Genomic DNA, 12081 nt, shown 5'->3' with positions numbered 1-12081 from the left:
AATCAGGCCTGCGGAATCTCGATCTTCACCTCAAGCACTTCCAGGTTGTCCTGGCGCTCGAGGTTGACCTTGATGTCGTCGTTGCCGATCTTCACGTACTTCGAGATCACGGCCACCAGTTCGCGTTGCAGCGCGGGCAGGTAGTCGGCGGGCGCACCGCTGGCGGTGCGTTCATGGGCGAGGATGATCTGCAGGCGCTCTTTGGCAACGCTTGCAGTCTTCTTCTTCTCGCCCAGCAGGAAAGACAGAATCGACATGGATGTGCGTCTCCTTATTTTCCGCCGCCGAACAGGCGCTGCAGGAAGCCCGGCTTGTTGTATTCGACGTAGCGCAGCTCCTTCTCCTTGCCCAGGAAGCGATCGATCACGTCGTGGTAGGCATTCGCCACGTCGGAGCCTTCGATGTGGATGGCGGGCGTGCCCTGGTTGGACGCCTGTAGCACAGCTTCCGATTCCGGAATCACGCCAATCAGCTTGATGCGCAGGATTTCCTGGATGTCGGTCAGCGACAGCATCTCGCCTTCGGACACGCGCTTCGGGTTGTAGCGCGTGAGCAGCAGGTGTTCCTTGATCGGCTCCTTGCCTTCCACCGCGCGGCGGGATTTGGACGACAGGATGCCGAGGATGCGATCGGAGTCACGCACGGAAGAGACTTCCGGGTTCGTCACCACGATGGCCTCGTCGGCAAAGTACATCGCCATCAGCGCACCCGACTCGATACCGGCCGGCGAATCGCAGACGATATATTCGAAGCCCATTTCCTTCAGGCCTTCGATCACCTTCTCGACGCCTTCACGCGTGAGCGCGTCTTTGTCGCGCGTCTGCGAGGCGGGGAGGATGAAGAGGTTTTCGCACTTCTTGTCCTTGATGAGGGCCTGGTTCAGGTTGGCCTCGCCGTGGATCACGTTGATCAGGTCATACACCACGCGGCGCTCGCAGCCCATGATGAGGTCGAGGTTGCGCAGGCCGACGTCGAAGTCGATGACGGCGGTCTTGTGGCCGCGCAGCGCAAGGCCGGCGGAAAACGCCGCACTGGTGGTCGTCTTGCCGACGCCGCCCTTGCCGGAGGTGACTACGATGATCTTGGTCATGGCTCGTAACTCTGTAAGTTAAATCGCTCGGCGCACGGGGTGCGTCACTTCATCCGCAACGGTTCGAAAACCAGCGTGTTGTCCGCGAGCCGGACCTGCGCAGGCTTGCTGGCGTAGGCGTCGGGCCACGGGGTTTCGCCGGTGCGGTAGATGCCGGCGATGGAAATCAGTTGGGGCTCCAGGCACGTGCAGAAGATGCGCGCTTCCAGGTTGCCCTTCACACCTGCCAGCGCACGGCCGCGCAGCGAGGCATACACGTAGATGTTGCCCTCGGCGATCACCTCGGCGCCGTCGCTCACCAGATCGAGCACGACGAGGTCGCCGCGCGCATAGATGCGCTGGCCCGAACGCAGCGGGCGATCGACGATCATCGTGCCGGGCTGCATAGCCGCGGCATCGGCGGGAGGAATAGCGGAAGTGGAGGCGGAGGCTTCAGCGGCCTGGGCGTGCTCGGGCGCATCCTGTGCGTCCTGCGCGTCATTGCGGTCGGCATCTTTGGCGTCATTTCCGCCACGCGGGCGGCGGCCGTGGCTATCGAGCAGCGGAAGGCCAAAGGCTTGGGCCCACCCGGCCTGTTCGGGGCTGGCAACCACGCCGATCGCGCGGGCGCGCAGCGCGGTCAGGGTCTCCACCAAACGGTCGATGGGCAGGCGCTCGTCTTCCGCCAGGCGGCGCACATCGATGGCGATGACGTCGTTGGAGAAAAACTCCGGCGTGTCGGCAAAGCGTCGCGTGAGTTCGGCGGCCAGGGCGTCCATGTCGGCGGTGCGCGGCGACAGCAGCAGGGCATCGACGGTGCCGCTGCGGATCTCGAACAGCGGCGCTTTCTTCTGGGACATAGAACGGCTACGCGGAAAAATGGGCTCATTCTAACGTTGTTGACGAAGCGCCTTGAATTTTTTGAAGCCGCCGATCGGCCACCCGGCTGAGACGCACAGCCGGCGCCGATCTCCGCATGGCGGGCGCCACGCGCAAATGTCATCCGACGGTCACGGCATCGTCATGCGCGCTTTCGATACTTCTTCGCTCCTGAGCCCCCCGGTCCAGTCTGTTGTCCTCTCGCATTGCGCAAACGGTTCCCCCGGTTTTGCGTGCGCGTCTGCTTGTCATTCGCTTCAGCAGCAATCGCATTCCGCAGTCCGTAGTTCGCATACCAAAAATAGACTTCAGGGAGAAGTTCATGCGAGTCCGACCATTGTGTTCGGCGGCGTTGCCGCTTGCTGTTTTCTTGTCGATGTCGCTGGCTGCCTGTGGTGGCAGCGACGATACTCCGACCACGCCTGCCGGCAGCGCTGCCCCCGCGGGCACCAAGGCCACGCTGGCCGTGCTGGAAACGACCGACCTGCACACCAACGTGCTGTCGTACGACTACTTCAAGCTTGCTGCCGACAATTCGCTCGGCTTCGAGCGCGTGGCGACGCTCATCAATCAGGCGCGCACGCAATTCCCGAATACGCTGCTGCTGGACAACGGCGACACCATCCAGGGCACCGCGCTGTCGGATTACCAGGCCATGGTGAGCCCCATCACCTGCGACCAGACGCTGGCGATCTACAAGGTAATGAACGCCGCCAAGTACGACGGCGGCGGTATCGGGAACCACGAGTTCAACTATGGCCTGCCGTATCTGTCGCAGGTCACGGGCAATACGTTCAACGTCGATGGCCTGCCCGACCCGGCCACGCAGCAGAAATGCGCGGGCCCGGCCTTCCCGCAGGTGCTGGCCAACGTGATGAGCGCAAAGTCCAATGCGCCGTTTTTCCAGCCGTACACGATCATCACCAAGACGGTGACCGCCACGGCGCCGGACGGCAGCACGATCAGCGCGCCGGTCAAGGTCGGCATCATCAGCTTTACGCCGCCCACCATCACGAGCTGGGACAAGCGCTGGCTCGACGGCAAGGTCTACACCGTCGGCATCAAGGAAACGGCGGCCAAGTACATCCCGGAAATGCGCGCGAAGGGCGCCGACCTTGTGGTCGCGATTTCGCACGGCGGGCTGGATAACTCGACGTATTCGCCGACGATGGAAAACGGCAGCTGGTGGCTGTCCACCGTGCCGGGCATCGACGCCATGTTGATCGGCCACTCGCACCAGCTCTTCCCGGATGCAAAGAGCACGGTCAGCCAGTTCAACCTGCCGGGTGTGGACAAGGTGGCCGGCACCGTGAACGGCGTGCCGACTGTAATGGCCAACTACTGGGGCAAGCACCTGGGTGTGATCAAGCTGGGCCTGACGTTCAACGGCACGAACTGGGCCGTGGACAAGACGCAGACCACGGTGGAAGCGCGCTCGATTCAGAACGCCGACAAGACGTACGTAGCGGCCGACCCGACGGTCTCGGCCGCCATCGCCACCGAACACCAGGCGACGATCAACTACGTGAAGACGCCGGTGGGCAGCACCGACTTCAACATGAGCACGTACTTTGCCGACGTGGGCGATCCGGGTGCGATCGAGATCGTGAACCAGGCACAGGCTGACTACGTGTCGGCGTACGTTCAGGCGAACCTGCCGCAGTACGCGTCGCTGCCGGTGCTGTCGGTGAGCGCGCCGTTCAAGAGCGGCTTTGGTGGCGGTACGGATTTCACCGATGTGGCGGCCGGCCCGCTGGCGATCAACAACGCGGCCGACCTGTATCTGTACCCGAACACGGTCTACGCCGTGAAGGTGGCGGGCTCCGACATCAAGAACTGGCTGGAAACGGCAGCCAAGCGCTTCAACACCATCGACCCGACGCAGGCGACGGTGCAGAAGCTGGTGAGCACGTTCCCGGGCTACAACTTCGACATGTTCACCACGCCGGACCTGACGTATGAGATTGACGTCACGCAACCGGTCGGCAGCCGCATCAAGAACCTGATGTACAAGGGCGTGGCGCTCGACCCGGCAGCGCAGTTCATCGTGGCGACCAACAACTACCGTGCAAGCGGCGGCGGCAACTTCCCGGGCCTGGACGGCAGCAAGACGATCTATGCGTCGCCCGATGCCAACCGCGACGTGCTGATCAGCTACATCAAGAAGATCGGCAGCGTGAAGCGGGCGACGAACGGCTCGCAGCGCAGCTGGCGCTTCACGAAGCTGGCGAGCTCGGTGGCGCAGGTGCAGTTCACGTCTGCGCCCAACAAGCTGGCCAGCGCCACGGCCGCCGGCATCACCAACGTCACACAGGTGGCTGCGGATGACGGTTCGGGCAAGGGCTTGGCGGTGTACCAGATCGACCTGACGCAGTAAGCAGGAGCCGACGATGCCATCTCTTCGTTCCGCATGGGCGGGTGCACCGGCCATGGAATCTCCGCGACAATCGGTGCCGATGCTCACCGTGGCCGCGGCGCTGGCGATCATCGTGGCGGCAGGCGGTTGGCTGTCGCATGCGCGCCAGGCACCCGCCGTCGATGCCACGCAGCTGGAATCGTGGCGCGCAATGGTCGTGCAAGCGATGGAGCCCGAGGCGCTGCAGCAATTGTGTCAGCGCGCACGCAGCGGCTCCGTGCCGGCGCAGTCAGCGTTGGGCGAAGCCTTGCTCAGCGCGCACGACGGCGCCTTGCGGAACGAAGGGATGCGCTGGCTTGAAACCGCTGCATCGAGCGACCCACGTGCGCAGTTATCGCTGGGCAAGGCGCTGCTGCTCGGTACCGGCGGTGTGGAACGCGACTACCCGCGCGCGCTGCGCCTGCTGCGTCAATCCGCTGACAAGGGCGACGCGGCAGCCGCGTATTACCTCGGTGTGATGTATCGCAGCGGCTACGGAACGCCCATCGACACGACGCAGGCTGCGCACTGGTTTGATCGTGCGGCGCGCCACGAGATTCCGGCAGCGATGTTCATGCTGGCCAATGCGTATCGTGACGGCGATGGCGTGCCGCGTGACGAAGCCCGCGCGCTTGCGCTGTACCAGGACGCGGCTGAACACGAATTGCCCGAAGCCGTGCAGGTCCTGGCGATGGCGTACCAGAACGGCGAACTCGGTCTCAAGCGCGACGATGCTGCGTATCACCAGCAGTGGATTGAGACGGCACATGCGCTGAAGCATCCGGCGCTCGCGCCGTGATACGGCGTTCTCTTCAGTAAAGCCCGCGGGTCTGGGCGTGCAGGCGCACCAGACCCAGCAGGGCATCAATCTGCGGCGTCGGCACGCTCACATGCTGACCGATCTCCCGCACCGACGCCACCAGCGCATCGACCTCCAGCGGGCCGCGTCCGGCCTCTGCATCCTGCAGCATCGACGTCTTGAACGCGCCGAGTTGACGCGTCACCGCGCTGCGTTCTTCGCCGCTCTGCTCGATCGGGCAGCCGATGCGTGCACCAATTGCTTTGGCCTCTTCCATGACGCCGAGGCAAAACGCGCTGACCAGTGGATCATCGAGAATGCGATCGCACGTCGCGCCCGTGAGCACCGACACCGGGTTCATCGTCATGTTGCCCCACAGCTTGAACCAGATATCGCGTTGAATGGCTTCGCTGCGTTCGATCTGCAAACCAGCGCGTTCAAAGAGCGCACCGAGTGCATCCAGGCGTGATGAGGTGCCGCCTGCGGGTTCGCCAAGAATCAATCGCTTACCGAACCCATGACGTACGTGTCCTGGTGCCGCCGTTGAACACGTCAGATGCACCACGCAACCCAGTACGTTCTTCGTTGGAATGGCCTGCGCAATGCGTCCGTGTGGATCCACCGATTGCAGGCACAGGCCTTCCAGCGGCCCGTGCCGATCAAAGAACCACCATGGGACGCCGTTCATCGCCACCACCACACAGGTCTCGGGGCCGATGAGCGGAGCAATGCCTTGCGCCACGCTTTCCATGGCGGGAGCTTTTACAGCAACGATCACGACGTCCTGCACACCGAACGCGCGCGCGTCGTCACTCGCGTGCACCGGCACAGACCGTGTATTGCCTTCTTCGGTCAGGCGCAGTCCTTCGGCTCGCAATGCCTGAAGCGTCGCACCGCGTGCCAGCACGTTGACCGGTTGATCTGCCAGCGCGAGCTTCGCGCCAAGATAGCCGCCGACAGCGCCGGCGCCCACGATGCAAATGCGTGTCATGTGATCAGGTTCGGAAAGAAGGATCGATGCGGTCGATGGTGCGCGTCAGTGCTGCGAACACATCTTCGCCTGCGCCAAAGTTTGGGTTGAACTGCAGCGAATCGCGCGTGCAGTTGCGCGCAATCGCTTCGGGAATCTCCAACACCGGGCCCATCGATGTTGAGGCGAGCTGGATCTCGCATGCGCGGTTGAGCAGCCACAGCACCGCAAACGCCCGCGCAATCGAATCGCCCCAAGCCAGCAGCCCGTGGTTGCGCAAGATGACCGCGGGCTTGTCACCGATGTTCCTGACCAGGCGCGGCCCTTCATCGGCATGCACGGTGATGCCCTCGAAGTCGTGATACGCGACCTTGCCGTGCAACTGCGCCGCATAGAAATTGCTGATCGACAGACCATCGCGCGCGCAGGCGACGGCCATGCCGGCGGTCGTGTGGGTGTGCATCACGCAATGCGCACCCGGAATACCCGCGTGAATGGCGGCATGCACGGTAAAGCCGGCCGGGTTGACGGGCCAGTCCGGCTGACCCGGCGCGCGCTGCGCATTGCCCTGCAGGTCGATCTTCACGAGGTTCGACGCGCAAACCTCGGCATACGTCAGGCCGAACGGGTTGATGAGGAAATGCGGGCCGCCATCGTCGGCGCTGCCATCTTCGGGTGGCAGGCGCAGCGTGATGTGGTTGTAGATGAGTTCGGTCCAGCCCAGCTGCGCAAAGATGCGATAGCACGCCGCCAGCTTCACGCGCGCCCCCCATTCTCTTGGGCCGCACCAGGTCGGGCGATGGGCCTGGATGTCCGAACCGGAATCGGGCGAAAGCGAAAACACCGTCATGACCTGTCTCCTGATCGCAGGGGCCATGCGCCGGTCGTGTTGCCGGCGCTTAAGTGATTCACATGTTAATGAATTTGCGTCGGGCGTCAAACCACGTTACATCTGCCGTCTGCTAGGGCAACTGGTTGCGCAGGATCACCAGCCACTGCATGACCGAATTGGTATAAGGATCGAGTTGATTGGCGTTATTCAGCTCGGTAATGCTCATCGATGCGGATTGCTGCACGTTACCGCCAATCGATTTCACCTCATGGCGCACCGGGTCCACCTCGACGACGAGGTCGCAGTGCATGGGCGTTCTGCCGGCCTGGATCTCCGCCGGATCCGTCATGAAGCGATCGGCGCCGCGTGCGGTGCAGATGAGGTCGCCCGGACGCGGCACGGCCGGTGTGCGCTCAAGGACAAAGGCGGGATGCTTGAGCAGATGATCGCGCGCGTCGGTCACATATTCCGCATGCGTGGCGCCGGTCAGGAATTGATCGTTCTGCAGGCCGGCCTTGCGCATGATCCACGAGATGAACACCGCAGACCACGCCCAGCCGCCGGTGGTCAACTGCTGGCAGGTCGGTGTCTTGCCGACGATGCCCCAGTAGCGCTTGGCCAGCATGCAGCCGCGCGCGGTGGCTTCACCGCCGGTGCCGTCCGGATAGCGCAGGCAGGGCGTTGGGGGCGGCACTGCAGGCGTGGCAACCGCATTGGGCAGCGGCATGTCGGTACCGCTTTCTTCATCCGACGGGGCAGGCGTGGGGTCTTCGGGTGTCAGCCAACGGCCATGCGGCTGGTCGGGAAGACCACCACCGGCCACGCAATACGTGTCGTCACGCCCCACACGCACCACTTGGCGCCCCCACCGATCCCATTCGGTCAGGGCAATCTCGATCATCTTTTCGCGCGGCGTGGCACCTGGGCGGGTCTGTACGACTTCGTTGTCAGGCAGCGGTTCGGCTTGCGGGCGCGCAGGCGGCGTCGCGCAACCGGTAAGCCAGAGAGCGGGAGCGACCAGGACGATCGACAGGGCAATGCGCAGAGCTAGCGAATTGCGCAGGAAAGAGCGGGGCATGAAAGAGGGGGGAAGGGATGGCCTGACGAGGAGACAGGCCTTCCGACGTGGTATGCCAATGCGGCGGTCGATTCACGCATGCAATCGCATGCCACGTCGTTGGCGCTAACCAGCCCGGCTGGTCACGCCAGGGTCGTCATTGCCTTAGGCGTTGACAGCGTCCTTGAACTTCTGGCCGGCCTTGAACTTGACCGTCTTGGCCGCTTCGACCTTGATTTCTTCGCCGGTGCGCGGGTTGCGGGCCATACGCTCGGCACGCTCACCTTGGCTGAAGGTACCAAAGCCGATGAGGCTGACCGCATCGCCCTTGCCAACGGATTCCATGATGGCTTGCAGCGTCACGTTCAGTGCCTGCTCTGCCTTGGCCTTGGTCAGACCGTCTACGCCGCTGGCGATGGCGTCGATCAGTTCGGTTTTCGTCATTGCTTGACTCCCTTCAAGAGTAGATAAAACACACAACAGAGCGTCCGGGGGATGGCTCCAAGGGCGACATGATACCGGCATGCGAACAGCGCCGGCACGTGAGCTTTGTAACCGCGCCTGGCATCCGGGTTCCGCAAACCCGCATGGGGCCTACGTTGCGAGGCGATCCCATCACATCAATGTTGACGATTGATGTCCTGGTTTGCCGTTGGCTTGTCTGCTCGTAGATAGGTTCGACGCAAGTCGATCGGTTGGTTTACCTTTTTTCTTATGTATACAGATAGTAGTAGTAGATAACGGTGGATAGTTTCTGTGGATAAGTGGAAAAAGCGCTTTATGTTCAAGCACTTGTTGCACGCAAAACCGAGGGTACCGCGTGTGTCCTCAGGTGGATAGCTTGCTGATTTTTCCGACCGCCCGACTGGCAGCCCGTCACTTGTGCCCACACCGTCGACAGGGCAGTCACAGACAGCCAACAGCCTTTGCCGGTAGTTATCCACAGCTGCAGGCCGGGTTATCCACATTGGTGGGACGACATGGGGTTGCGGCACGTGTCGAGAAGCCGTGCTTTTGGTGTAGGCTCACGGCTTCGTTGATCGACGTTCTTGTTTCGCTTTACCGCGCCATTTCCTCATGACACGCACGTCCCCTGATACCGCACCGGCTCTGGCTGAGTCCTCGCCCACGCCGGAAGCTCCGGCCAAACTGCGCCGCCGCGATCGCATTGAGGTGCGTGAATCTGGTGTGCACGGACGTGGTGTCTATGCTGTGGTCGCGATCGCACGCGGCAAGAAGATCATCGAATACAAGGGCGAGCACATAACGTGGAAGGAGGCACTGCGCCGCCATCCGCATGACCCGTCCGATCCGAATCACACGTTCTACTTCAGCCTGGAAGACGGCAGCGTGATCGACGCCAAGTTCAGCGGCAACCGCGCGCGCTGGATCAACCACGCCTGCAAGCCGAACTGCGAAGCGCGGGAAGAGGATGGTCGCGTGTTCATTCATGCGCTGCGCCATATCGAACCTGGCGAAGAGCTGTTCTACGACTACGGCCTCGTCATCGAAGGTCGGCAGACCAAGGCACTGAAGGAACAGTTTGCTTGCCGCTGCGGCGCGAAGAGGTGCCGCGGCACGATGCTGGCGCCGCCCGCGAAGACCAAGAAGAAGTAAGCCGAAGGTCCGCCGTTCAGACGGACTCGCTTGCCAGCGGCAGGCGCAACACGAAGCGCATCACGCGGGTGCCGTCGCGCGCAATCGCATCATCGATGGCGACGGTGCCGCCGTGCAGACGGACGATGTCGTGCACGATGGCCAGGCCCAGACCGCTGCCTTGCGGCTGTCCCGGGCGGTGATCCGCATCCCCTCGGAAGAAACGCTGGAATACTTCACCGCGCCGCTCGGGTGGAATGCCCGGGCCATTGTCTTCCACACTGACGACCCCCCACCACTGGGACGTCGCGTCGGCCTCCATGCCGGCGCGCAAGGTCACGCGTCCGCCGGCCGGCACGTATTTGATGGCGTTGTCGAGCAGGTTGTTGATGGCTTCGCGCAGGAGCAGCACGTTGGCCAGCACCGGGGCCTGCAACGAACCCGGCGACGTGGCTTCCTGCGGCCAGGCCTCGAAGCCCAGGTCCAGCCCGCGTGCAAGCGCGCGCGGCACCCACTCGGCGCCGGTATCGAACGCTAGCGAGACGAGATCGACGCGCATCGGCGTGCCCAGTTGGTCCAGCGTCATACCTGGCTCGGCACGCGCCAGCGTGAGCAACTGGTTCGATAGACGCACCGCGCGGTTGGCACCCGATTGCAGCTCGAGCAGCGCGGGGCGGGCGTCGTCCAATGTCTTGGCGTCGACAGCGCGATCGGCGTGCAGCTTCAACGCGGTCAGCGGCGTGCGGAGTTGATGTGCCGCGTCTGCGATGAACGTGCGCTGCGCTTCGAGTGCGTCGCGCAGCCGGGCGAGTAGCGCGTTCATCGCATTGATGAGCGGTTGCAGTTCGGCTGGCACGTGTTCTGCTAATTCCGGCGGCAGCGGCGTCACTGATCGAGCGCTCTGCTTGTTGAGTGTGTCGGCCAGCGTCTGCAACGGCTGCAGCTCTTCCTTGAGCACGAGTGAAAGAATCAGCCCGCCAATCGCCAGCAGCACGATCAATGGAATCGACACCGACAGCAGCACTTCCTTGGCGGCCGTATCGCGATGGTCCAGCAGCTCCGCCACTTCCACGACGATGCCGCCTTCGGCCTGCATGGCATCGGGCGGGTTGGACGGATTGAACGCCGGTGCCGTCTGCGCCTGCGTGGGCGCGAGCGCGGGGCGCGTAACGTCGTCTTCGGGGTCGGGCGGCGCAGGCTGGCGCGGCGAGCGCGGCTTGGGCACCTCCGCGCTCACACCCGGAACGAGCAGATGGACGGCGCGTACCTGCTTGCCGTCGATCCAGCTGTAGAACACGCGCGCCTCGCCAATGCGAACCTGGCCTGAGCCATAGCCGAGCGGCGTGTCGCGCCCGACCAGTGTGCCTGCTGGGCCGGAAATGCGCCAGTAGATGCGGTCTTCGCCGCTGTTCTGGACGAGTGTTTGGGCGGTCAGTGCGATGTCGTAGAGCTTGGCCGCCGGCACATGCGGACCGGCGATGCGCAATTGCTCGGCCAGCGTGTTCGCCACCCCCACCAATGCGCGATCGAACACCTGCGCGGTGTAGTGCGCCGCCAGCCAGTACGACAGCGCACCGGTTCCCACAATCAGGCCAAACAGCGGTGTCGCCAGCGCACGCAACAGATGCAGGCGCAGGCTGACGGCACCGTTGCCACCCTTGGCCGGAGGTGCTGAAGCCGACGACGAGGCGGGACGGTGGCGCTTGAACATGGACGAGAACTACGCCGCGGCGCGTGCCTGCAACAAATAGCCGAAGCCGCGCACCGTGACGATCTCGGCCTCGGAATGCTCGATCTTGCGGCGCACCCGATGCACATAGACTTCGATGGCCGTGTCGCCCACCACGTCGTGGCTGGCTTCGCCGATGGCGTGGCCAAAGCTCGCAAGGTGGTCCTGCAACTGCACCTTGCTGACCACGCGGCCCTGGCGCAGCATCAGCAACTCCAGCACGGCAAATTCGCGCGGCGACAGTTCCAGCGGGGCGGCGTCGACAAAGATGCGCCGCTCCACTCCGCTCATGCGCAGCCGTCCGACCAGGATGTCAGGGCGCGCGGCGGGTTCGGTCGGATCACCGCGACGGCGGAGCAATGCGCCCACGCGGGCCACGAGTTCGAGCATCTCGAACGGCTTGAGCAGGTAATCATCCGCGCCCGCGTTCAGGCCGTTCACCTTGTCGAGCAGGCCGTCGCGGGCGGTCAGGATCAGCACGGGTGTCACGCGATCGCGCGCACGAAACTGCGACAGCAGCGTCATGCCGTCGATACCGGGCAGCCCAAGATCGAGGATCACCAGGTCGTGTGTCTGCCTGGCAAGTTGTTCAGTGGCGAAGACACCGTCGTGCACGACCTGCACACGATGCCCGGCTTGCGTGAGTCCGGCATGGATGCCGCTGGCGATGGCGCGGTCGTCTTCAATCAGCAGGATGCGCATTGACTCGATCCGGAGTGCGGGGCGGAAAAGGACAACAAGGGCGAAATCGTGGC

At 63.6% G+C, this 12081-nt stretch carries 12 protein-coding genes; 3 read left to right on the top strand and 9 right to left on the bottom strand.

What is annotated here, in order from left to right:
- Positions 1-2: 2 nt before the first annotated feature.
- The 3 genes from minE to minC are packed head-to-tail and all read right to left on the bottom strand — an operon-like array spanning position 3 to position 1929.
- Entirely contained in the window at positions 3-257 is a 255-nt protein-coding gene (gene minE / locus CFE42_RS14540; RefSeq protein ID WP_004628536.1) for a cell division topological specificity factor MinE, read from the bottom strand.
- Positions 258-271: 14 nt separating this feature from the next.
- The gene (minD, locus tag CFE42_RS14535) at positions 272-1090 is read right to left on the bottom strand and encodes a septum site-determining protein MinD (RefSeq protein ID WP_004628539.1); all 819 of its coding nucleotides are present in this window, start codon (positions 1088-1090) and stop codon (positions 272-274) included.
- A gap of 44 nt (positions 1091-1134) precedes the next feature.
- On the bottom strand, positions 1135-1929 hold the full coding sequence (gene minC, locus CFE42_RS14530; protein WP_004628541.1) for a septum site-determining protein MinC: 795 nt from the start codon (positions 1927-1929) through the stop codon (positions 1135-1137).
- 341 nt (positions 1930-2270) lie between these two features.
- On the opposite strand from minC, the gene CFE42_RS14525 reads away from it, so the two are divergent.
- Positions 2271-4325 carry a bifunctional 2',3'-cyclic-nucleotide 2'-phosphodiesterase/3'-nucleotidase gene (locus tag CFE42_RS14525; protein ID WP_004628542.1) on the top strand — a complete coding sequence of 685 codons (2055 nt, stop codon included), beginning with the start codon at positions 2271-2273 and terminating at the stop codon, positions 4323-4325.
- A 13-nt stretch (positions 4326-4338) separates the two neighbouring features.
- Complete coding sequence (locus tag CFE42_RS14520; protein ID WP_004628543.1) at positions 4339-5142, top strand: tetratricopeptide repeat protein; 804 nt, start codon at positions 4339-4341, stop codon at positions 5140-5142.
- A gap of 13 nt (positions 5143-5155) precedes the next feature.
- Here the strand turns inward: CFE42_RS14520 and CFE42_RS14515 are convergent, their stop codons facing one another.
- The 4 genes from CFE42_RS14515 to CFE42_RS14500 form a co-directional block, all read right to left on the bottom strand.
- A complete protein-coding gene (locus tag CFE42_RS14515; RefSeq protein ID WP_004628544.1) occupies positions 5156-6133 on the bottom strand; it encodes a 2-dehydropantoate 2-reductase in 978 nt (325 codons plus the stop codon).
- A 4-nt stretch (positions 6134-6137) separates the two neighbouring features.
- Entirely contained in the window at positions 6138-6962 is an 825-nt protein-coding gene (locus tag CFE42_RS14510; RefSeq protein WP_004628545.1) for a class II aldolase/adducin family protein, read from the bottom strand.
- 112 nt (positions 6963-7074) lie between these two features.
- Positions 7075-8022 carry a DUF2272 domain-containing protein gene (locus tag CFE42_RS14505; protein WP_004628546.1) on the bottom strand — a complete coding sequence of 316 codons (948 nt, stop codon included), beginning with the start codon at positions 8020-8022 and terminating at the stop codon, positions 7075-7077.
- Positions 8023-8166: 144 nt separating this feature from the next.
- Positions 8167-8445, bottom strand: coding sequence for an HU family DNA-binding protein (locus CFE42_RS14500; protein ID WP_004628548.1), 279 nt, complete (start codon positions 8443-8445; stop codon positions 8167-8169).
- A gap of 633 nt (positions 8446-9078) precedes the next feature.
- Here CFE42_RS14500 and CFE42_RS14495 point away from each other — a divergent pair.
- Positions 9079-9618, top strand: coding sequence for an SET domain-containing protein-lysine N-methyltransferase (locus tag CFE42_RS14495; RefSeq protein WP_004628549.1), 540 nt, complete (start codon positions 9079-9081; stop codon positions 9616-9618).
- Positions 9619-9634: 16 nt separating this feature from the next.
- On the opposite strand, the gene CFE42_RS14490 is transcribed toward CFE42_RS14495, so the two are convergent.
- Entirely contained in the window at positions 9635-11308 is a 1674-nt protein-coding gene (locus CFE42_RS14490; RefSeq protein ID WP_004628551.1) for a sensor histidine kinase, read from the bottom strand.
- A 9-nt stretch (positions 11309-11317) separates the two neighbouring features.
- Positions 11318-12028: a response regulator transcription factor gene (locus tag CFE42_RS14485; RefSeq protein WP_004628552.1), complete on the bottom strand. Its 711-nt coding sequence runs from the start codon at positions 12026-12028 to the stop codon at positions 11318-11320.
- Positions 12029-12081 lie beyond the last annotated feature (53 nt).

This window comes from Ralstonia sp. PBBBR1, assembly GCF_002256165.1.
Lineage (GTDB): Bacteria > Pseudomonadota > Gammaproteobacteria > Burkholderiales > Burkholderiaceae > Ralstonia > Ralstonia thomasii.
Note: the sequence above shows the minus strand (reverse complement) of the source record. Positions and strands in the feature narration are given on the sequence as shown.

Excerpts from the sequence above, each read along its gene's own strand:
- minD (WP_004628539.1), bottom strand. The coding sequence starts at position 1,090 with ATGACCAAGATCATCGTAGTCACCTCCGGCAAGGGCGGCGTCGGCAAG.
- minE (WP_004628536.1), bottom strand. The coding sequence starts at position 257 with ATGTCGATTCTGTCTTTCCTGCTGGGCGAGAAGAAGAAGACTGCAAGC.
- CFE42_RS14500 (WP_004628548.1), bottom strand. The coding sequence starts at position 8,445 with ATGACGAAAACCGAACTGATCGACGCCATCGCCAGCGGCGTAGACGGT.
- CFE42_RS14485 (WP_004628552.1), bottom strand. The coding sequence starts at position 12,028 with ATGCGCATCCTGCTGATTGAAGACGACCGCGCCATCGCCAGCGGCATC.
- minC (WP_004628541.1), bottom strand. The coding sequence starts at position 1,929 with ATGTCCCAGAAGAAAGCGCCGCTGTTCGAGATCCGCAGCGGCACCGTC.
- CFE42_RS14515 (WP_004628544.1), bottom strand. The coding sequence starts at position 6,133 with ATGACACGCATTTGCATCGTGGGCGCCGGCGCTGTCGGCGGCTATCTT.
- CFE42_RS14520 (WP_004628543.1), top strand. The coding sequence starts at position 4,339 with ATGCCATCTCTTCGTTCCGCATGGGCGGGTGCACCGGCCATGGAATCT.
- CFE42_RS14490 (WP_004628551.1), bottom strand. The coding sequence starts at position 11,308 with ATGTTCAAGCGCCACCGTCCCGCCTCGTCGTCGGCTTCAGCACCTCCG.
- CFE42_RS14505 (WP_004628546.1), bottom strand. The coding sequence starts at position 8,022 with ATGCCCCGCTCTTTCCTGCGCAATTCGCTAGCTCTGCGCATTGCCCTG.
- CFE42_RS14525 (WP_004628542.1), top strand. The coding sequence starts at position 2,271 with ATGCGAGTCCGACCATTGTGTTCGGCGGCGTTGCCGCTTGCTGTTTTC.
- CFE42_RS14495 (WP_004628549.1), top strand. The coding sequence starts at position 9,079 with ATGACACGCACGTCCCCTGATACCGCACCGGCTCTGGCTGAGTCCTCG.
- CFE42_RS14510 (WP_004628545.1), bottom strand. The coding sequence starts at position 6,962 with ATGACGGTGTTTTCGCTTTCGCCCGATTCCGGTTCGGACATCCAGGCC.